This window comes from Paraburkholderia caballeronis, from assembly GCF_900104845.1.
Classification (GTDB): domain Bacteria; phylum Pseudomonadota; class Gammaproteobacteria; order Burkholderiales; family Burkholderiaceae; genus Paraburkholderia; species Paraburkholderia caballeronis.
The window spans coordinates 1,663,445-1,683,957 of sequence record NZ_FNSR01000001.1 but is presented as its reverse complement, the minus strand read 5'-3'; the positions used below and the strand labels follow the sequence as shown (position 1 = coordinate 1,683,957).

Genomic DNA, 20,513 nt, shown 5'->3' with positions numbered 1-20,513 from the left:
TCATGGCGTACCGCGCCGCGCGGATCAGGTCCCCGCGCCGCCAGCGTCCGCGCTGGTGATGTGCGGCTGGTCGCCGCCGTTGTCGAGCCACGTGCGCAGACGGCTCGCGTCGGCAAAACGCGAATACTTGCCGGTCGAATCGAGCAGCACCATGATCGTCGAGCGGCCGTGCAGCGTCGTCTGCATCACGAGGCACTCGCCCGCTTCGTTGATGAAGCCGGTCTTCTGCAGGCCGATTTCCCACGACGGATTGCGGATCAGTGCGTTCGTGCTGTTGTACGCGAGCGTGCGCTTGCCGGTGAACACGTCGTAGCTGCGGTCCGTCGAGAAGCGGCGGATCATCGGGTACTGGTACGCGGCGTTGACCATCTTCACGAGGTCGCGCGCGCTCGACACGTTCAGGCTCGTGAGACCGGTCGAGTTCTCGAAATGGGTGTCGGTCATGCCGAGCTGCTTCGCCTTCGCGTTCATCGCCGCGATGAACGCCGGACGGCCGCCCGGGTAATAACGCGACAGCGCAGCCGCCGCGCGGTTCTCCGACGCCATCAGCGCGATGTGCAGCATGTCCTCGCGCGACAGCACCGAGCCGACGGACAGCCGCGAGCCGGTGTTCTTTTCGTAGTCGCGGTCCTCGTCGGTGACTTCGACCGATTCGTCGAGCGGCGCCTTCGAGTCCAGCACGACCATCGCGGTCATCAGCTTCGAGATCGACGCGATCGGCACGACCGCGCGCGAATTCTTGTCGAACAGCGGTTCGAGCGTGTTCTGGTCGACGACGTACGCGACGCTCGAACGCAGCATCAGCGCGTCGGGCGTCTCGTGCAGGCCGAACGCCTGGCCGACGGTCGGCTGGCGCGGCTCGAACGCGACGCGGCGCACCACCGAATGGTGACGGCCATTCATCGTGTACGCGACGCGCTTGCGCTTCGCGACCGGTTTCGCGTCTTCGGACTTCGCGGCGACGGTGCGCACGCCGGCGCCCGACTTGCGCGCGACCTTCGCGGCGACGGGCTCGGCTTTTTTCGCGGACTTCGTCGCCCTGACCGTTTTCGTTTTGGCCGGATGCGCGGTCGCCGGCGCGGCGAACGCGGCCACGGGCAAGGCAAGCGTCGCGGTGAGGACCACGGAGGCGGCAACCGACAGGGCGGTACCGACTACCGCACCGTGGATCGCTTTGAACGACGGGAGCTTGTCGGATTTCATTGGTGTTCTTGAGGGGGCGGCTGGATCGTTCGCCAAGTGTAGTAAAACCATGAAATTTTCGCAAATTTAAGCACTTATCGACGCTCCTTAAACCGGAATGTAAGTTCCGGCCGGAACAGCGCGTCAGTGCGGGGTATTCGGTGACGACGAACGGGCGGCGCGCAGGCTCCCCGTTGCGGCGCGCGGCGTGCCGCAACGGCGACGCACAAACTTGCGTGACGGCCGAAACGAGCCCGCCTGAATCGGGGAAAACCTGACTGCGGCACATTCTCGCGGACGGGCGGCGCGACTGCGATCGTCCGCGGCGATCGTCCATTAACGGATGTCGCCGTAATCCGGTGGACGCGAACAGGCGATTTTCCGCCCGGCAAACCGCGCGATCCGCCCGCGTTCGCGAACGTCCAACGGGGTGAATCTTGCCAGAACTGGCGAAGGCGCGTCAGGTTCGCCCGGCGCGAGACCCGCGCGGCGCGCCGCTCTCGCCGCTTCCGCGCGTGAAAATGCAGTTATGCCCACCGCATAAGCATTTGTTTAGAAAGAAAATATCGACATGGTGCGGCGCACAAAAAACCACTTGACATTCCTGCCAGCCATCCTAAAATCCGAATCAATGCTGCGACGCACAACGCGCGCCGCAGATCACACCCGAACGTTTTGCCCCAAATCCCGCGGACTGCGCCAGACGGTCCGTCATCCATCAGGAGCGTAACCATGAGTCCGCTTACCCCCGAGCAATTCGTCGCTGCCCAGAAGGCCAATCTCGAAACCCTGTTCGGCCTGACCGGCAAGGCGTTCGAGGGTGTCGAAAAACTCGTCGAGCTGAATCTCCAGGCCATCCGTTCGAACATTGCGGAAAGCCAGGAACACGCGCAGCGCGCGCTGTCGGTGAAGGACGCCCAGGAACTGCTCGCGCTGCAGGCCAGCTACGCGCAGCCGGTCGCCGAAAAACTGCTGTCGTACGGCCGTCACGTGTACGAAATCGCCGCCGCCACCCAGGCCGAATTCGCGCGCGTCGCGGAAACGCATTACGAAGACCAGAACCGCAAGGTGCAGTCGCTCGTCGACAACGTCGCGAAGAATGCACCGGCCGGTTCGGAAACCGCGGTCGCCGTGATCAAGTCGGCGATCAACGCCGCGAACACGACGTACGAAACGGTCCATAAGGCCACCAAGCAGGCGGTCGAAATGGCCGAAAGCAACTTCAACGCGGCGACGGCCGCTGCGAGCAAGGCCGCCGCGCAGGCGTCGCGCTCGGCAGCCGCTTCCGCGAAGAAGACGGTCTGACACTCGCGTTTCGAGGCCGGCGCGACTACCCTGCGCCGGCCTGTCCGCGCCGTGCTGCGCCCGCCGCATGCGGCGCATCCGGACGCTCCAGTACGTCGCCTGGCGTACCGCTTTGCCCGGTCGCGAGAGGCCGGGACTTTTTTTCGAACGTCCCGCCGCCCGCCTGAAGCCTGAGGCCTGAAAACAGAAACGGCGCACTCCGGAAGGAGTGCGCCGTTTTTTCATCTGCGCTGCCGGCGTCGCGCGGCCGACGAGGCCGCACGACCCCGAACCGGCTTACTTCTTCTTTTGCGGCGGCAGATCGGTACAGACGCCTTCGTACAGTTCCGCAGCCATGCCGATCGACTCGCCGAGCGTCGGGTGCGGATGGATCGTGCGGCCGATGTCGGTCGCGTCCGCGCCCATCTCGACCGCGAGGCACACTTCGCTGATCAGGTCGCCCGCATTCAGGCCGACGATCCCGCCGCCGATCACGCGATGCGTCTCTTCGTCGAAGATCAGCTTCGTGAAACCCTCGTCGCGGCCGTTCGCGATCGCGCGGCCCGACGCGGCCCACGGGAACACCGCCTTGCCGTACTTGATGCCCTCGGCCTTGCACTGGTCCTCGGTCTTGCCGGCCCACGCCACTTCCGGATCGGTGTACGCCACCGACGGAATCTGCAGCGCGTCGAAGTACGCCTTCTCGCCGTGCGCCGCTTCCGCCGCGACGTGGCCTTCGTGCACCGCCTTGTGCGCGAGCATCGGCTGGCCGACGATGTCGCCGATCGCGAAGATGTGCGGCACGTTGGTGCGCAACTGCTTGTCGACTTCGATGAAGCCACGGTCGGTCACCGCGACGCCCGCCTTGTCCGCGCCGATCTTCTTGCCGTTCGGCGAACGGCCGACCGCGACCAGCACGAGGTCGTAACGCTGCGCGCCTTCGGGCGCCTTCTCGCCCTCGAAGCTCACGTAGATGCCGTCTTCCTTCGCTTCGGCCTTCGTGGTCTTCGTCTTCAGCATCACGTTCGCGAAACGCTTCGCGTTGTACTTCTCCCACACCTTCACGAGATCGCGGTCCGCGCCGGCCATCAGGCCGTCGAGCATTTCGACCACATCGATCTGCGCGCCGAGCGTCGAGTACACCGTCGCCATTTCGAGGCCGATGATGCCGCCGCCGATCACCAGCATCCGCTGCGGAATCTGGCGCAGTTCGAGCGCGCCGGTCGAATCGACGACGCGCGGGTCTTCCGGCATGAACGGCAGCTTCACCGCCTGCGAGCCGGCCGCGATGATCGCCTGCTTGAACCTGACGACCTTCTTGCCGCCGTCGCCCACTATTTCCATGTGGTGCGGATCGACGAACGTGCCGACGCCGGTCACGACTTCGACCTTGCGCGCCTTCGCCATGCCGGCCAGGCCGCCGGTCAGCTTCTTCACGACGCCGGACTTGAAGTCGCGCAGTTTGTCGAGATCGATCTGCGGCTTGCCGAACGAGATGCCGTGCGACGCGAGCGACTCGGCCTCGTCGATTACGAGCGCGGTGTGCAGCAGCGCCTTCGACGGAATGCAGCCGACGTTCAGGCACACGCCGCCGAGCGCCGAATAGCGCTCGACCAGCACCGTCTTCATCCCGAGGTCGGCCGAACGGAACGCCGCCGAATAACCGCCGGGGCCGGCGCCGAGCACGAGCATGTCGCACTCGATGTCGGCGCTGCCGCCGAAGCTCGCGGCTTGCGGCGCGCTTGCCTTCTGCGCGGGCGCGGCGGCCGCAGCGGGTTCCGGCTTCGCGGCAGCAGGCGCGGCCGCCTTCGGCGCTTCCGCCGCGGCGCCGGACGTTTCGACCAGCGCGATCACGGTGCCTTCGGACACCTGTTCGCCGGCCTTCACCCGCACTTCCTTCACGATGCCGGCGACGTCGCTCGGCACTTCCATCGACGCCTTGTCCGATTCCAGCGTCAGCAGCGACTGTTCCTTCTCGATGGTGTCGCCGGGCTTGACGTTCACTTCGATGACGTCGACGCCCTTGAAGTCGCCGATGTCCGGCACTTTCACTTCGACGAGACTCATGGTGTCCCCTTGTGCGTGTCGACCGGAGCCAGCCCTCCAGGGCGGACTCCGGTCCCACATGAAATTGGAGCGACCGGCCGCGCCCGCCGCGGGCACAGGCCGGTCAACGAAGCGGATTTACAGGATCACGCGGCGGAAATCGCCGAGAATCGCCGCGAGGTACGCGTTGAAACGCGCCGCTTCCGCGCCGTCGATCACGCGATGGTCGTACGACAGCGACAGCGGCAGCGTGAGGCGCGGCACGAACTGCTTGCCGTCCCATACCGGCTTCATGCTGCTGCGCGACAGCCCGAGGATCGCCACTTCCGGCGCGTTGATGATCGGCGTGAACGTCGTGCCGCCGATCCCGCCCAGCGACGAAATCGAGAAGCAGCCGCCCTGCATCTGATCCGGCTTCAGCTTGCCTTCGCGCGCGAGCTTCGACAGCTCGGTCATTTCCTTGGCGATATCGACGAGACCCTTCTTGTCCGCGTCGCGAATCACCGGGACGACGAGGCCGTTCGGCGTGTCGGCGGCAAAACCGACGTGGTAGTACTGCTTGAACACGAGGTTGTCGCCGTCGAGGCTCGCGTTGAAGGTCGGGAACTTCTTCAGCGCCGCCACGCAGGCCTTGATCACGAACGCGAGCATCGTGAACTTCACGCCCGCCTTCTCGTTTTCCTTGTTCAGCTGGACGCGCAGCGCTTCCAGTTCGGTGATGTCCGCTTCGTCGTTGTTCGTGACGTGCGGGATCATCACCCAGTTGCGGTGCAGGTTCGCGCCGGAAATCTTCTTGATCCGCGACAGCGGCTTCGGATCGACCGGGCCGAACTTCGTGAAGTCGATCTTCGGCCACGGCAGCAGGTTCAGTTCGCCGCCGCCCGCCGGCGCGCCGGCTGCCGCCGGGGCGGCCTGCTGGCCGGTCATCACGCCCTTCACGAACGCGGTCACGTCGTCCTGCGTAATGCGGCCCTTCGGACCCGTGCCGACGACGCGCGACACGTCGACGCCGAGGTCGCGCGCGAACTTGCGCACCGACGGCGACGCGTGGCTCGGACGGCGCGCGCCGCCTTCGCCCGCCGGAATCAGCGGCGCCTGCGCGAGCGCGGACGGCTGCGCGGGAGCCGGCTTCGCGGGCGCGGTGGGCGCGTCCGACGGCTGCTCGACCGGCGCGGCCTTCGCGGCGGGTGCCGCCGCGGGCGCGGCGGCCCCCTCAACTTCGACGACGACGATCTCGACGCCTTCGGACACCGAATCGCCGACCTTGACCTTCACTTCCTTCACGACGCCGGCCACCGGGCTCGGCACGTCCATCGTCGCCTTGTCCGATTCCAGCGTGACGAGCGACTGTTCCTTCTCGACGCGGTCGCCGACTTTCACCGCGACCTCGATCACCGGCACGTCCTTGTAGTCGCCGATGTCCGGCACCTTGACGGACTGCGCGCCGCCGCCCGCGGCAGGCGCGGCGGCGGGAGCCGGAGCGGCCGCCGGGGCGGCGGGCGTGGACTCGGCGGCCTTTGCGGGCGCGGCAGCCGCGCCTTCGCCGTCCAGAATCACGATCAGCGCGCCTTCCGACACCGAATCCCCGACCTTGACCTTTATTTCCTTCACCGTGCCCGACGCCGGGCTCGGCACGTCCATCGTCGCCTTGTCCGACTCCAGCGTGACGAGCGACTGCTCTTTTTCGACGGTATCGCCCGCCTTCACCAGAATCTCGATTACAGGCACGTCCTTGTAATCGCCGATATCCGGCACCTTGACTTCGATCGCTTGACTCATTGTTTGTGTCTCCAGGGCCGCGCGCGGCGACACCCCCGCTTCGGGGGCGTCGCCGGCGGGCCGCTCGGGGTGTTGGCGTTTAGACGGTCATCGGGTTGGGCTTCGACGGATCGAGCTGGTACTTCGCCAGTGCGTCGGCGACGACCTTGCGCTCGATCTTGCCTTCGTCGGCGAGCGCGTTCAGCGCCGCGACCGTGACCCAGTAACGATCGACTTCGAAGAAATGACGCAGCTTTTCGCGCGTGTCCGAGCGGCCGTAGCCGTCGGTGCCGAGCACGACGAAGCGGTTCGGCACGAGGCCGCGGATCTGGTCGGCGAGCGCGCGCACGTAGTCGGTCGACGCGATCACCGGGCCTTCGGCGTCCTTCAGCAGCTTCGTCACGTGCGCTTCGCGGCGCGGCTCGGTCGGATGCAGCAGGTTCCAGCGTTCGACGTCGTGGCCTTCGCGCGCCAGTTCGGTGAAGCTCGGCACGCTCCACAGGTCGGCGGCGACGCCCCAGTCGTTCTTCAGCAGGTCGGCGGCGGCGATCACTTCGTTGAAGATCGTGCCCGCGCCGAGCAGTTGCACGCGCGGCGCCTTCTTGTCGGCGTCGGCCTTGCGGAACGCGTACATGCCCTTGATGATGTCGGCCGCCACATGCTCGCCCTGCGGAATCGCCGGGTGCTCGTAGTTCTCGTTCATCACCGTGATGTAGTAATACACGTCCTCCTGGTCCTGCACCATGCGGCGCAGGCCGTCCTGGACGATGACCGCGAGTTCGTAGCCGAACGTCGGGTCATAGCTGATGCAGTTCGGCACCGACGCCGCCCACAGCAGCGAATGGCCGTCCTCGTGCTGCAGGCCTTCGCCGTTCAGCGTCGTGCGGCCCGCGGTGCCGCCGAGCAGGAAGCCGCGCGAACGCATGTCGCCCGCCGCCCACGCGAGGTCGCCGATCCGCTGGAAGCCGAACATCGAATAGAAGATGTAGAACGGGATCATGATCTCGCCGTGCGTCGAGTACGACGTCGCGGCTGCGATCCAGTCCGACATGCCGCCGGCTTCGTTGATCCCTTCCTGCAGGATCTGGCCGGTCGTCGATTCCTTGTAGAACATCAGCTGATCGGAATCTTCCGGCACGTACTTCTGGCCGTCCTGGTTCCAGATGCCGATCTGGCGGAACAGGCCTTCCATCCCGAACGTGCGCGACTCGTCCGGCACGATCGGCACGACGCGCTTGCCGAGCGCCTTGTCCTTCAGCAGGATGTTCAGGATCCGCACGAACGCCATCGTCGTCGAGATCTCGCGGCCCTCGCCCGTGCCCTTCAGCAGCGGCTCGAACGCGTCGAGCGCCGGCACCGGCAGCGATTCCGCCTTCTCGCGGCGCGCCGGCAGGTAACCGCCGAGGTCCTGGCGGCGCTGGCGCATGTATTCGAGTTCCTTCGAGCCTTCCTCGAACTTCAGGAACGGCACGTCGACGATTTCCTCGTCCGAGATCGGCAGGCGGAACTGGTCGCGGAATTTCTTCAGCTGATCCACCTGCATCTTCTTCTGCTGGTGGGTGATGTTCATCGCCTGGCCTGCCTCGCCCATCCCGTAACCCTTGATCGTCTTCGCGAGGATCACGGTCGGCTGGCCCTTCGTCTGCGTCGCGGAGTGGAACGCCGCGTAGATCTTGTGCGGATCGTGGCCGCCGCGGTTCAGGTTCCAGATGTCGTCGTCGGACCAGTCCGCGACGAGCGCCTTCAGTTCAGGCGTGTTGAAGAAGTGCTCGCGCACGTACGCGCCCGACTCCGACTTGTACGTCTGGTATTCGCCGTCGACGACTTCCATCATGCGGCGCATCAGCGCGCCGGTGCGGTCGCGCGCGAACAGCGCATCCCAGCGGCTGCCCCAGATCACCTTGATCACGTTCCAGCCGGCGCCGCGGAACTCGCTTTCGAGTTCCTGAATGATCTTGCCGTTGCCGCGCACCGGGCCGTCGAGACGCTGCAGGTTGCAGTTGATCACGAACACCAGGTTGTCGAGCCGCTCGCGGCCGGCCATGCCGATCGCGCCGAGCGATTCCGGCTCGTCGGTCTCGCCGTCGCCGAGGAACGCCCACACCTTGCGGCCCTCGGTCTTCGCGATGCCGCGCGCCTGCAGATACTTCATGAAACGCGCCTGGTAGATCGCCATGATCGGGCCGAGGCCCATCGACACGGTCGGGAACTGCCAGAAGTCCGGCATCAGCCACGGGTGCGGGTACGACGAGATGCCCTCGCCGCCGACTTCCTGGCGGAAGTTGTCGAGCTGCTTCTCCGACAGGCGGCCGAGCAGGAACGCGCGCGAGTAGACGCCCGGCGACGAGTGGCCCTGCACGAACACGAGGTCGCCGCCGTGGTCGGCGGACGGCGCGTGCCAGAAGTGGTTGAAGCCGACGTCGTAGAGCGTCGCGGCCGACGCGAACGACGCGATGTGGCCGCCGACGTTCGTGTCCTTGCCCGCGCGCAGCACCATCGCCATCGCGTTCCAGCGGGTGTACGAGCGGATGCGGTGTTCGAGGTCCTGGTCGCCGGGATTCTTCGCCTGACCGGCGACGGGGATCGTGTTGATGTACGGGGTGTTCGCCGAGAACGGCAGGTGTTCGCCGTGCACGCGGGCGAACTCGATCTGCTTTTCGATCAGGTGGTGCGCGCGGTCCGGGCCGACGGTCGAGATCACGCCATCCAGCGCTTCGAGCCATTCGGCCGTTTCCTGCGGGTCTTCGTCCTTGTCGGCGGCTACGTACTTGAGGACTTCGTCGGGTACAGCGGACATGCTCGTCTCCTGGGAATTTCTGGGAACGCTGTTGAACAGACCATGCGGGCAGCGATAACGATGACGGACCGGCCGACCGCGCAACTTTCGGGGCGATTGTAATGACCCCTCTCGGCATCGCGCAACAAAATTTTCGAATTGCGAGATGGGATTTTATAATGTGGAAAATTGCTGCGGCGCACGCTGAATTGTTTGCTCCCGTTGGCCCATACCGGCCAGTTTGCGCTCGTTTGTCGGCGATTTACCGCTTTTTTCACGTCAATTCCGTGTCTTACGCTGCGCTACAATCCTGCCATGTTGACCGAACGGCTTTTCGCACGCTCGGCGCGGACGCCCGCTTCGCCCGGCGCGTCGTCGCCGTCCCGCTGGCACCACGGACCGTGGTGGTCCAATTCCTATTTGCTGACGCCGCTCCTGTCGATCCTGGTGTTCCTGATCGTCATGAGCCTGATCCTGTGGAGTCTGAACCGGCGCGAGCAGCAGCAGCAGGAAGACACGCTGTATCGAAACGTCGCATGGGCGCAGCAGCAGATCCGGCTGTCGATGACCGGCGCGCAGGAGCAGTTGCAGGCGCTCGCGCGCGACCTCGCGACCGGCCACGGCGATCCCCAGTCGTTCCAGGTGTCCGCCGGGGACATCATGCAGGCGCATCCGGAGATCCTCTATCTGAACTGGTACACGAGCGTGCACCAGCCGCGCTGGCCCGCCACCGCGCTGCCGACGCTCGGCCAGCGGCTCGCGAAGCCGACCGACGCGCAGATGGACGAAGCCGTGAAGGCCGCGTTCAACGAGGCGCGCACGACGCGCCGCCAGGTCTATTCGCCGCTGATCCATGACGACTTCGGCAACGGCTACATCACGCTCCAGACGCCTGTATATCGCGACCGCGAATTTCTCGGCTCGATCGCGGCCGTGTTCTCGGTCGAGGGGATGCTGAAGCACGACATCCCGCCCGAGCTGTCCGCGAAGTACAAGATCTCGATCCTCGACGTGAACAACCGCGAACTCGCGACCACGTCCACCCGCCCGCGCCTGCCGCGCGACGTGTATTACGACCTGCCGCTCGATCCGCCGGGCCAGGGGCTGTCGGTGCGCGTCTATTCGTATCCGCAGATGACCAACTTCACGAACAACACGCTCGTGTGGCTGGTCGCCGGGCTGTCGTGTTTCGTGCTGTGGAGCCTGTGGAGCCTGTGGAAACACACGCGCCAGCGTTTCGAGGCGCAGCAGGCGCTGTACGCGGAGGCGTTCTTCCGCCGCGCGATGGAGAACTCGGTGCTGATCGGCATGCGCGTGCTCGACATGCACGGCCGCATCACCCACGTGAATCCCGCGTTCTGCCGGATGACCGGCTGGGACGAAAGCGACCTCGTGAACAAGACCGCGCCGTTCCCGTACTGGCCGCGCGACGCGTATCCGGAAATGCAGCGCCAACTGGACATGACGCTGCGCGGCAAGGCGCCGTCGTCCGGGTTCGAACTGCGCGTGCGGCGCAAGGACGGCTCGACGTTCCATGCGCGTCTCTATGTTTCGCCGCTGATCGACAGTTCCGGCCGGCAGACCGGCTGGATGTCGTCGATGACCGACATCACCGAGCCGAAACGCGCGCGCGAGGAACTCGCGGCCGCGCACGAACGCTTCACGACCGTGCTCGAAAGCCTCGACGCGGCGGTGTCCGTGCTCGCCGCCGACGAAGCGGAACTGCTGTTCGCGAACCGCTACTACCGCCACCTGTTCGGCATCCGCCCGGACGGCCACCTCGAACTCGCGGGCGGCGGCGGTTTCGACAGCGCGCAGGCGTCGTCGGACTCGATCGACATGGTCGACGCGTTCGCGGGCCTGCCGGCCGCCGCGCTGACCGAGAGCGCCGCCGACGCGCAGGAAATCTACGTCGAGAGCATCCAGAAGTGGTTCGAGGTGCGGCGCCAGTACATCCAGTGGGTCGACGGCCACCTCGCGCAGATGCAGATCGCGACCGACATCACGACCCGCAAGCAGGCGCAGGAACTCGCGCGGCAGCAGGACGAGAAGCTCCAGTTCACGAGCCGGCTGATGACGATGGGCGAGATGGCGTCGTCGCTCGCGCACGAACTGAACCAGCCGCTCGCGGCGATCAACAACTACGCGTCCGGCACCGTCGCGCTGGTGAAGTCGGGCCGCGCGTCGGCGGACAACCTGCTGCCGGTGCTCGAAAAAACCGCGCAGCAGGCGGTGCGCGCGGGGATGATCATCAAGCGCATCCGCGAGTTCGTGAAGCGCAGCGAGCCGAAGCGCCAGGCGACGCGCGTCGCGGACATCGTCGCGGACGCGGTCGGCCTGGCCGAAATCGAGGCGCGCAAGCGCCGCATCCGGATCGTGACCGACATGCGCGCGCGCATGCCGGTGATCTACGTCGATCCGGTGCTGATCGAGCAGGTGCTGGTGAACCTGCTGAAAAACGCCGCCGAGGCGATGGCCGACGCGCGTCCGAATGCGGTCGATCCGGTGATCCGCGTGGTCGTCCAGCGTGACGGCGGCTACGTGTGCATCAGCGTCGTCGACCAGGGTCCGGGCGTCGACGAGGCCACCGCCGAGCGGCTGTTCGAGCCGTTCTACAGCACCAAGTCCGACGGCATGGGCATGGGGCTCAACATCTGCCGCTCTATCATCGAGTCGCATCGCGGGCGCCTGTGGGTGGTCAACAACGTCGAGGCGGACGGCCACATCAGCGGCGCCACGTTCCATTGCAATCTGCCGATCGGCGAGGCGGACGGTCAGCGTCCAGACCGCTCCGACGAGCCAACTCCACAAACCGTTACGGGAGAGCCATGAACAGCCCAGTCACCACCCAGGAAACCGTGTTTGTCGTTGATGACGACGAGGCCGTACGAGACTCTCTGCGCTGGCTGCTCGAAGCGAACGGCTACCGCGTGCAATGCTTCATGAGCGCCGAGGAATTCCACGACGCGTATCAGCCGTTCCAGCAGACCGGCCAGATCGCATGCCTGATTCTGGACGTGCGGATGTCGGGCATGAGCGGGCTCGAACTGCAGGAACGCCTGATCGCCGAGAACGCGTCGCTGCCGATCATCTTCGTGACCGGCCACGGCGACGTGCCGATGGCGGTGTCGACGATGAAAAAAGGCGCGATGGATTTCATCGAGAAGCCGTTCGACGAAGCGGAACTGCGCAAGCTCGTCGAGCGGATGCTCGACAAGGCGCGCAGCGAAAGCACCAACGTGCAGCAGCAGCGCGCGGCCGCCGAACGGCTGTCGAAGCTGACCGCACGCGAGCATCAGGTGCTGGAGCGGATCATCGCGGGGCGCCTCAACAAGCAGATCGCGGACGACCTCGGCATCAGCATCAAGACCGTGGAGGCGCATCGCGCGAACATCATGGAGAAGCTGAACGTGAACACGGTCGCGGATCTGCTTCGCCTCGCGCTGTCGAACAAGCCGCAAGCGCATCAGTGATGCCGCGCGGGCGGCCGTCGCGCCGCCCGCCGCTGTCGCTCCGTCTGCCTGCGTTGCTTCGCCGGCAGACGGGCTTTCGAATCCCTGCAGGTTCCCGCAAGTCTTTCAGCGGCGCGCGTTTTTGCTTCGCATCCCATCAGGCTTCTGAAGCGATCTCTCGCGATTGAGTCGTCGCAGAAGCGCCGCGGGCATTGAGTGACGGCCGCGCTTCGCGGGTTGACCGACATCCCGCCTTGTCCGCGCGACACGCGGCAGAACATCCATCCGTCACATCCCGCTAGCGGCCTTCTTCGCGCCCGCCAATGCCATCCGCCACGTCGCGACAACCGCTCGCCCGGCCCGAAGCGCCGTTGCCGCGACCGGTATAATGTCGGACTTCGCAGCGGCGCGCGCGCCGCGCCTCGGTCCGCCGCGCCGGCGACAACCGACGCTCCCAACTCGCGCGCGACCCGCCCCGCTCCCGCATTCCGAACCGCACTCGTGTACCGACCATGACAGCCACCCTGATCGACGGCCTCGCCCTCTCCAAGCAACTGCGCGCCGACGTCGCCACGCGCGCCGCCGCCCTCACCGCCCGCGGGCGCCAGCCGGGCCTCGCGGTCGTGCTGGTCGGCGACAACCCGGCGAGCGAAGTGTACGTGCGCAACAAGGTGAAGGCGTGCGAGGACAATGGCCTCTTCTCGTCGTACGACCGCTATCCGGCGACGCTGTCCGAAGCGGACCTGCTCAAGCGCATCGACGAACTGAACCGCGATCCGAAGATCCACGGCATCCTCGTTCAGTTGCCGCTGCCGCAGCACATCGACAGCCACAAGGTGATCGAGGCGATCGCGCCGGAGAAGGACGTCGACGGCTTCCACGTCGCGAACGCCGGTGCGCTGATGACCGGCCAGCCGCTGTTCCGCCCGTGCACGCCGTACGGCGTGATGAAGATGTTCGACGCGTACGGCATCGCGCCCGGCGGCGCGAACGCGGTCGTGATCGGCCGCTCGAACATCGTCGGCAAGCCGATGGCGATGCTGCTGCTCGACGCGGGCGCGACCGTCACGATCTGCCACAGCAAGACACGCGACCTCGCCGCGCATACGCGCGCAGCGGACATCGTCGTCGCGGCGGTCGGCAAGCGCAACATCCTGACCGCCGACATGGTGAAGCCGGGTGCAACGGTGATCGACGTCGGGATGAACCGCGACGACGCGGGCAAGCTGTGCGGCGACGTCGATTTCGCGGGCGTGAAGGAAGTGGCCGGCCACATCACGCCGGTGCCGGGCGGCGTCGGCCCGATGACGATCACGATGCTGCTCGTCAACACGATCGAAGCCGCGGAACGCGCGGCGGGTGCCGCGTAACGGGCGCCATCCCCGCGTGCGGATTCGACAGCCCCGTGGTCTTGCCCGGGGCGTGCGCGCTACATCGAAGAAGGCGGGCCGTCGCCGCTTCGCGCTGCCATGATGCCGCATGCTGCGCCGGCCCCGCGCCGGCGCGCATCGAAACCGCCTGTGGCTCGCCGCACGCGCATTACACGCCCCCATCGCCTCTGCGCCGACGCCCCTTTTTTCCTGCCGAAACCGCATTGCCCCTGGCAAGCGGGCGTCCATAGGTGCGCCGGCGATGCCCTTGCAGTAGGATCGCAAGGCAAGGCGCGCCGCGCGCCGATTTCCACCCGGGTAACCGCCGGCCCGAACCGCATTGCCCCGCAAGGCCATGCACGCCGACGGCCGCCGCCAGGCGCCGCGCCGCGAACCCGCCCCGGTTGGAAAGCGCGCGCGCGACCCCAATACTCGGACAGTCGGGCGCAGCGCGCCCGAACCTATTCAACCGCGACAGACACGAACAGGACGCATCATGGCTACTACCCCATCCGATAATCCGCTGCTCGACTTCACCGGCCTGCCGCGTTTCGGCGAGATCCGCCCCGAACACGTGACGCCGGCGCTCGACGTGCTGCTCGCCGACGCGAAGGCCGCCGTCGAGCGCGCCGCGCTGCCGGCGACGCCCGCGCAGTGGAGCGACGTCGTCGACCCGGTCGAGCGCGCTTCCGAGCCGCTGTCGCGCGCGTGGGGCGTGATCGGCCATCTGAACGCGGTCGCCGACACGCCGGAACTGCGCGCGGCCCATGCGGAAAACCTGCCGCGCGTGACCGAGTTCTGGGCGAGCGTCGGCCAGAACCTCGCGCTGTACGAGAAGTACAAGGCGATCGCGAACAGCAACACCTACGGCGTGCTGTCCGGCGAGCGCCGCAAGATCCTCGACAACTCGCTGCGCGACTTCCGCCTGTCCGGCGCCGAACTGCCCGAGAAGCAGAAACCGCGTTTCGCGGAATTGCAGGAACGCCAGGCCGCGCTGTCGAAGGCGTTTTCCGATCACGTGCTCGACGCGACGAACGCGTACGCGTACGTCGCGACGGACGAAGCGGAACTCGTCGGCCTGCCCGACGACGTGATCGCGGCCGCGCGCGAGGCGGCCGAACGCGAGAACAAGGCCGGCTGGAAATTCTCGCTGCACTTCCCGTCGTATTTCCCGGTGATGCAGTACTCGGAAAACCGCGCGATGCGCGAGACGATGTATCGCGCGTACGTGACGCGCGCGTCCGAACTCGGCCCGACCTACGGCGGCGGCAAGCCCGAATGGGACAACACGGAGATCATCGCGGAGCAGCTGAAGCTGCGCGCGGAAGAAGCGAAGATGCTCGGTTATGACAACTTCGCCGAAGTGTCGCTGACGCCGAAGATGGCCGAGTCGCCGCAGCAGGTGATGAGCTTCCTCGACGACCTCGCGACGCGCGCGCGTCCGCACGCGGAACAGGACTGGCAGGAACTGCGCGACTTCGCGGCGACCGAACTGGGCCTCGCGGACCTTCAGCCGTGGGACATGGCGTTCGCCGCCGAGCGCCTGCGCCAGAAGCGTTATTCGTTCTCGGAAAACGAAGTGAAGCAGTACTTCCCCGAGGACTTCGTGCTGAAGGGGCTGTTCAAGGTGACCGAGACGCTGTTCGGCGTGCGCATCCGCGACGACAGCGCGCCGGTGTGGCACCCGGACGTGCGTTTCTTCCGCGTCGAGAATCTCGACGGCACGCTGGTCGCGCAGTTCTACCTCGACCTGTACGCGCGCGAAGGCAAGCGCGGCGGCGCGTGGATGGACGACGCGCGCTCGCGCCGCAAGCTCGACACGAACGGCGTGCAGACGCCGGTCGCGTACCTGACCTGCAACTTCTCCGCGCCGGTCGGCGGCAAACCCGCGTGCTTCACGCACGACGAGGTCATCACGCTGTTCCACGAGTTCGGCCACGGGCTGCATCACATGCTGACGCGCGTCGACGAACTGGCGGTCTCCGGCATCAACGGCGTCGAATGGGACGCGGTCGAACTGCCGTCGCAGTTCATGGAAAACTTCTGCTGGGAGTGGGACGTGCTGAGCGAGATGACGTCGCACGTCGATACCGCGAAACCGCTGCCGCGCGACCTGTTCGACAAGATGCTCGCCGCGAAGAACTTCCAGAGCGGCCTCGGCACGCTGCGCCAGATCGTGTTCTCGATGTTCGACATGGCGCTGCACGTGGACTTCGACGCGTCGCAGGGCAAGTCCGCGAACGACCTCGCGCGCGAGATCAACGAGCGTTATCACGTCGTGCCGCAGGCGCCGTTCTCGCGCTGGCCGGACACGTTCAGCCACATCTTCGCGGGCGGTTATGCGGCCGGCTACTACAGCTACAAGTGGGCCGAGGTGCTGTCCGCGGACGCGTATGCGGCGTTCGAGGAAGCAGCCAAACTCGCGAATACGAGCGTGCTCGACGTCGCGACCGGCACGCGTTATCGCCGCGAGATTCTCGAAGTCGGCGGCAGCCGGCCAGCGATGGAATCGTTCAAGGCGTTCCGCGGCCGCGAGCCGAGCATCGACGCCCTGCTGCGCCACAACGGGATGACGCAGCCGCCGGCCGCCACGCATTGAGTATGTGGATGCGCGCCGCGTTCGCGTGGCGCGCATGCGCTCATATACGACGCACCGCGAATCGCGACGCCGCTTCCACGCGGCGTCGCGATTTTCTTTTTCAGCGATGCAGCCGGAAATCGACTTCGGCCGGACGCCCTTCGAGCGACAGCGCCGCGCGCGCGGCCGGCGAACGGCTCACCACCTTGCCGCGGCTCACGACCGCGAGCCGCGCGGCGCGCAGCCGGATCGCCTCGGCCGGCTCGCGCGCATCGAGCACCACGCAGTTCGCCGCGCAGCCGGGCGCGATGCCGTAACCTTCGAGCCCGAGGATCTTCGCGGAATTCACCGTCACCGCGTCGAAACAGGCGCGCGTCGCGGCGACGCCGGTCATCTGCGCGACGTGCAGCCCCATGTGCGCGACCTCCAGCATGTCGCCGGAGCCGAAGCTGTACCACGGGTCCATCACGCAGTCGTGGCCGAACGCGACGTCGATGCCGGCCGCCATCAATTCCGGCACGCGCGTCATCCCGCGCCGCTTCGGATACGTATCCGAGCGCCCCTGCAACGTGATGTTGATCAGCGGGTTCGCGATCGCCGCGACGCCTGCCTCGCGCATCAGCGGCAGCAGCTTGCTCACGTAGTAGTTGTCCATCGAATGCATCGACGTCAGATGCGAGCCCGCGACGCGCCCATGCATCCCGAGCCGGTGTGTCTCGGCCGCGAGCGTTTCGATGTGGCGCGACAGCGGATCGTCCGACTCGTCGCAATGCATGTCCACGCGCAGGCCCTTCTGCGCGGCGAACTCGCACAGCAGGCGCACCGACTCCGCGCCGTCCGCCATCGTGCGCTCGAAGTGCGGAATGCCGCCGACCACGTCGACGCCCATCGCGATCGCGCGCTTCAGGTTGTCGAACGCGCCGGGGCTGCGCAGCAAACCGTCCTGCGGAAACGCGACCAGTTGCAGGTCCAGATACGGCGCGACGCGCCTGCGCACTTCAAGCAGCGCCTCGACCGCGAGCAGCCGCTCGTCGCAGACGTCGACGTGGCTGCGGATCGCGAGCAGCCCGCGCGCGACCGCCCAGTCGCAATACTGCAACGCGCGTTCGACGAGCGCGTCCTGGGTCAGATCCGGCTTCAGTTCGCCCCACAGCGCAATGCCTTCGAGCAGCGTGCCCGACTGGTTCACGCGCGGCAGCCCGTACGACAGCGTCGCGTCCATGTGGAAATGCGCATCGACGAAAGGCGGCGTGACGAGCGAGCCGTTCGCGTCGATCTCGTCGCGCGCGGCCGCGTCGATGCGAGGTTCGACCGCGACGATGCGGCCCCCCTCGATGCCGATATCGACGGTGCCCGGCTGCGTGGGCGGATGCGGATGCGCGAGCGTGGCGCGGCGAATGATCAGGTCCATGGGGCGGCTCCTCGTTTGCGTCGATTCTAGCGACACCAGAAAAGCCTCGCCACCGGACGACGGCGACCCGCTCGACCGTTCAGTCCGGCAACGCGTGCACGTCGTCGTCGAGTTCGGTGTCGAACAGCGCGAACTGTCCGCCCGACCCCGCGTTCTCCTCTTCGAGCCGCACGCCGACGCCGAGCAGCCGCACCGGCTCCCTGCGCCGCGCGAGTCCCTTTTCAAGCATCGCGAGCAGCGTCGGCAGATCGGTCGCGTCGCGCACGCATTCGACCGTCGTGCGCTGGAAGTTCGCGAAGCGGATCTTCACGAACAGCTTGCGCACCGCGTGCGCGACCCCCGCGCGTGCAATCCGCTCGTCGAGCTGGCGCGCCAGGTCGCGCAGTTCGTCGCCGCATGCTTCGAGCGTCTTCAGGTCGGTCACGTAGGTCGTCTCGACGCTCACCGACTTGCGCTCCTGGTCCGCGCGCACCGGCCGCTCGTCGATGCCGCGCGCGAGTTCGTAGAGCCGCCTGCCGAACGCGCCGAAGTGCCGGTGCAGTTCGACCAGCGGCCACGCGCGCAACTGCGCACAAGTCGTCAGCCCGAGTCTTTCGAGCTTCGCCGCGGTCACCTTGCCGACGCCGTGAATCTTGCGCACCGGCAGCGCGGCGACAAACGCATCGACCTCGTGCGGACGCACGACGAACAGGCCATCGGGCTTGTTCCAGTCCGAGGCGATCTTCGCGATGAACTTGCTCGGCGCGACGCCCGCCGACACCGTGACGCCGACCGTCCTGCGCACGCGCTCGCGGATCTCCCGCGCGATCAGCGTCGCGCTGCCCTTGTGATGCGACGCATGGGTGACGTCGAGATACGCCTCGTCGAGCGACAGCGGCTCGACGTCCGCCGTGTAGTCGCGATAGATCGCCATGATCTGCTTCGACGCGGCGCGGTACTTCTCCATCGCGGACGGCAGGATCAACAGGTCCGGGCATTTGCGCATCGCGAGCGCGGACGACATCGCCGAATGAATGCCGAAGCGCCGCGCGTCGTAGTTGCACGTCGCGATCACGCCGCGCTGGTCCGGACGGCCGCCGACCGCGAGCGGACGGCCGCGCAACGACGGGTCGTCGCGCATCTCGACCGACGCGTAGAAGCAGTCGCAATCGCAGTGAATGATCTTGCGCACGAAGGGCGCGGCGGGTTGCGGCAACGTGGATGACGGTACGGTCACGATGATGAACACTGTACAAAAACACAGTGTTCATTTCAAGCGGATTTCCACGCGTTCCACGTCATCGCCACGCCAGAGCCACACCGCCGTACCGGCCGCCGCGCGCGCGACCGTACCGCCCTGCCATCCGCGTGCGCCCTATACTCGTGCGTTCTGGACTGGGCGGGAATCCACGATGAAGACGATAGGCGTGATCGGCGGCATGAGTTGGGAATCGTCCGCCGAGTATTACCGGCTGCTGAACCGTGAGGCGAAAGCGCGGCTCGGCGGCCATCACAACGCGCGCAGCCTGATGGCGACCGTCGATTTCGCGGACGTCGAAGCATTGCAGCGCGCCGGCGACTGGGCGACGCTAGGCACGCTGATGGCCGACGCGGCGCGGCAACTGGAGCGCGGCGGCGCGGACATCGTGCTGCTCGCGACGAACACGATGCATCGCGTGTGCGCGTCGATCGACGCGGTAATCTCGATTCCGTTCCTGCACATCGCCGATCCGACCGGCGCGGCGCTGCGCGCGGCGGGCGTCGAACGCGTGGGGCTGCTCGGCACGCGCTACACGATGGAACAGGATTTTTACGTCGGCCGGCTGCGCGACACGCACGGCCTCGAAGCGATCGTGCCGGATGAACGCGAGCGCGCGGACGTTCACCGGATCATCTACGACGAGTTGTGTCACGGCGTCGTCGATGAAGTTTCGCGCGACGTGTATCGCCGTGTGATCGACGGGCTCGCGCAACGCGGCGCGCAGGCGGTGATTCTCGGCTGCACGGAGATCACGCTGCTGATCGGCGCGGAAGATTCGTCGCTGCCAGTGTTCGATACGACCGCGCTGCACGTGCAGGCGGCGGTCGAATGGGCAATCGGAGCGTGATGCGGGTTCGATGCGGGCTTTGTTCGGTATCGGTCGTCAACGACGGCCGACGCCGTTATCGGGTATCCCCGCCACGATGCCCAGATTCGCGTGGCTCGCGACCGGCTGGCACGCGTCGTCATTGCGATGGTCGCCGTATGCGTCGATAGCCGCCTGAGGCGTCGATGGATACCAGAAGATGCGGCCTTCGACTTCGAGCCCGACCTGCACGCCGTTCCAATACACTGCGTTTTCCATCGATCAGCCTCCGTTCGATTGCAGGCGACGTTCGACCATGCGGCAACAGCGAGAACGTAGTCTGTCACGCGAGACTATCACCGTAGCGGACGGCTTATCGTGGGTCGGCGCGCAGATTGACCGACAACGCCTGGATCGAGTCGCTTAATGCAGCGACGATGGGACGAGATGGCGCGGAGAACGGAGCAAAGGAAAATGCCTTCGCCAAAATGGATACGCCGCCGGGCGACTGTTGATCGCAAGCGGCGGCGTACGGATGATTCCTGGTTGCGGGGGCAGGAGCGTAGCGCCCGGCACCTCATAACCTCTTGATTACACGGGGTTCCCGGACG

At 66.5% G+C, this 20,513-nt stretch carries 13 protein-coding genes; 6 read left to right on the top strand and 7 right to left on the bottom strand.

Features of this window, described 5'->3' with window-relative positions; all coding sequences use genetic code 11:
• Nucleotides 1-24 precede the first annotated feature (24 nt).
• A complete protein-coding gene (pbpG, locus tag BLV92_RS07465; protein ID WP_090543649.1) occupies nt 25-1,203 on the bottom strand; it encodes a D-alanyl-D-alanine endopeptidase in 1,179 nt (392 codons plus the stop codon).
• 711 nt (nt 1,204-1,914) lie between these two features.
• On the opposite strand from pbpG, the gene BLV92_RS07460 reads away from it, so the two are divergent.
• A complete protein-coding gene (locus BLV92_RS07460; protein ID WP_090543647.1) occupies nt 1,915-2,487 on the top strand; it encodes a phasin family protein in 573 nt (190 codons plus the stop codon).
• Between the two features lie 276 nt (nt 2,488-2,763).
• On the opposite strand, the gene lpdA is transcribed toward BLV92_RS07460, so the two are convergent.
• From lpdA to aceE, 3 genes are all read right to left on the bottom strand, one after another.
• Nucleotides 2,764-4,533, bottom strand: a complete 1,770-nt coding sequence (gene lpdA / locus BLV92_RS07455) for a dihydrolipoyl dehydrogenase (RefSeq protein ID WP_090543645.1) — start codon at nt 4,531-4,533, stop codon at nt 2,764-2,766.
• A gap of 117 nt (nt 4,534-4,650) precedes the next feature.
• A complete protein-coding gene (gene aceF, locus BLV92_RS07450; protein ID WP_090543644.1) occupies nt 4,651-6,291 on the bottom strand; it encodes a dihydrolipoyllysine-residue acetyltransferase in 1,641 nt (546 codons plus the stop codon).
• Between the two features lie 79 nt (nt 6,292-6,370).
• Nucleotides 6,371-9,067, bottom strand: a complete 2,697-nt coding sequence (gene aceE, locus BLV92_RS07445) for a pyruvate dehydrogenase (acetyl-transferring), homodimeric type (RefSeq protein ID WP_090543642.1) — start codon at nt 9,065-9,067, stop codon at nt 6,371-6,373.
• Between the two features lie 294 nt (nt 9,068-9,361).
• Between aceE and fixL the strand changes: the two genes are divergently transcribed.
• The 4 genes from fixL to BLV92_RS07425 all read left to right on the top strand — a co-directional run bounded on the left by fixL (nt 9,362) and on the right by BLV92_RS07425 (nt 16,467).
• Entirely contained in the window at nt 9,362-11,878 is a 2,517-nt protein-coding gene (gene fixL, locus BLV92_RS07440; RefSeq protein WP_090543640.1) for an oxygen sensor histidine kinase FixL, read from the top strand.
• The gene (gene fixJ / locus BLV92_RS07435) at nt 11,875-12,519 is read left to right on the top strand and encodes an oxygen response regulator transcription factor FixJ (RefSeq protein WP_090543638.1); all 645 of its coding nucleotides are present in this window, start codon (nt 11,875-11,877) and stop codon (nt 12,517-12,519) included. Before fixL ends, fixJ begins: the two co-directional genes overlap by 4 nt.
• A gap of 491 nt (nt 12,520-13,010) precedes the next feature.
• Nucleotides 13,011-13,868 (top strand): bifunctional methylenetetrahydrofolate dehydrogenase/methenyltetrahydrofolate cyclohydrolase FolD, encoded by an 858-nt coding sequence (folD, locus tag BLV92_RS07430; protein WP_090543636.1) that lies wholly within the window; start codon nt 13,011-13,013, stop codon nt 13,866-13,868.
• Nucleotides 13,869-14,364: 496 nt separating this feature from the next.
• A complete protein-coding gene (locus BLV92_RS07425; RefSeq protein ID WP_090543634.1) occupies nt 14,365-16,467 on the top strand; it encodes a M3 family metallopeptidase in 2,103 nt (700 codons plus the stop codon).
• A gap of 100 nt (nt 16,468-16,567) precedes the next feature.
• Here BLV92_RS07425 and BLV92_RS07420 read toward each other — a convergent pair whose 3' ends face one another.
• A complete protein-coding gene (locus BLV92_RS07420; protein WP_090543632.1) occupies nt 16,568-17,857 on the bottom strand; it encodes an amidohydrolase family protein in 1,290 nt (429 codons plus the stop codon).
• Nucleotides 17,858-17,936: 79 nt separating this feature from the next.
• Entirely contained in the window at nt 17,937-19,085 is a 1,149-nt protein-coding gene (gene dinB / locus BLV92_RS07415; protein ID WP_244283758.1) for a DNA polymerase IV, read from the bottom strand.
• 163 nt (nt 19,086-19,248) lie between these two features.
• On the opposite strand from dinB, the gene BLV92_RS07410 reads away from it, so the two are divergent.
• Entirely contained in the window at nt 19,249-19,944 is a 696-nt protein-coding gene (locus tag BLV92_RS07410) for an aspartate/glutamate racemase family protein (RefSeq protein WP_090543631.1), read from the top strand.
• Between the two features lie 36 nt (nt 19,945-19,980).
• Here BLV92_RS07410 and BLV92_RS07405 read toward each other — a convergent pair whose 3' ends face one another.
• A complete protein-coding gene (locus BLV92_RS07405) occupies nt 19,981-20,181 on the bottom strand; it encodes a hypothetical protein (RefSeq protein ID WP_090543629.1) in 201 nt (66 codons plus the stop codon).
• Nucleotides 20,182-20,513: the final 332 nt, after the last annotated feature.

Bases quoted from the DNA above. Each gene is read 5' to 3' on its own strand.
- lpdA (WP_090543645.1), bottom strand. From the start codon at position 4,533: ATGAGTCTCGTCGAAGTGAAAGTGCCGGACATCGGCGACTTCAAGGGC.
- fixL (WP_090543640.1), top strand. From the start codon at position 9,362: ATGTTGACCGAACGGCTTTTCGCACGCTCGGCGCGGACGCCCGCTTCG.
- BLV92_RS07425 (WP_090543634.1), top strand. From the start codon at position 14,365: ATGGCTACTACCCCATCCGATAATCCGCTGCTCGACTTCACCGGCCTG.
- fixJ (WP_090543638.1), top strand. From the start codon at position 11,875: ATGAACAGCCCAGTCACCACCCAGGAAACCGTGTTTGTCGTTGATGAC.
- pbpG (WP_090543649.1), bottom strand. From the start codon at position 1,203: ATGAAATCCGACAAGCTCCCGTCGTTCAAAGCGATCCACGGTGCGGTA.
- aceE (WP_090543642.1), bottom strand. From the start codon at position 9,067: ATGTCCGCTGTACCCGACGAAGTCCTCAAGTACGTAGCCGCCGACAAG.
- BLV92_RS07405 (WP_090543629.1), bottom strand. From the start codon at position 20,181: ATGGAAAACGCAGTGTATTGGAACGGCGTGCAGGTCGGGCTCGAAGTC.
- BLV92_RS07410 (WP_090543631.1), top strand. From the start codon at position 19,249: ATGAAGACGATAGGCGTGATCGGCGGCATGAGTTGGGAATCGTCCGCC.
- BLV92_RS07460 (WP_090543647.1), top strand. From the start codon at position 1,915: ATGAGTCCGCTTACCCCCGAGCAATTCGTCGCTGCCCAGAAGGCCAAT.
- aceF (WP_090543644.1), bottom strand. From the start codon at position 6,291: ATGAGTCAAGCGATCGAAGTCAAGGTGCCGGATATCGGCGATTACAAG.
- folD (WP_090543636.1), top strand. From the start codon at position 13,011: ATGACAGCCACCCTGATCGACGGCCTCGCCCTCTCCAAGCAACTGCGC.
- BLV92_RS07420 (WP_090543632.1), bottom strand. From the start codon at position 17,857: ATGGACCTGATCATTCGCCGCGCCACGCTCGCGCATCCGCATCCGCCC.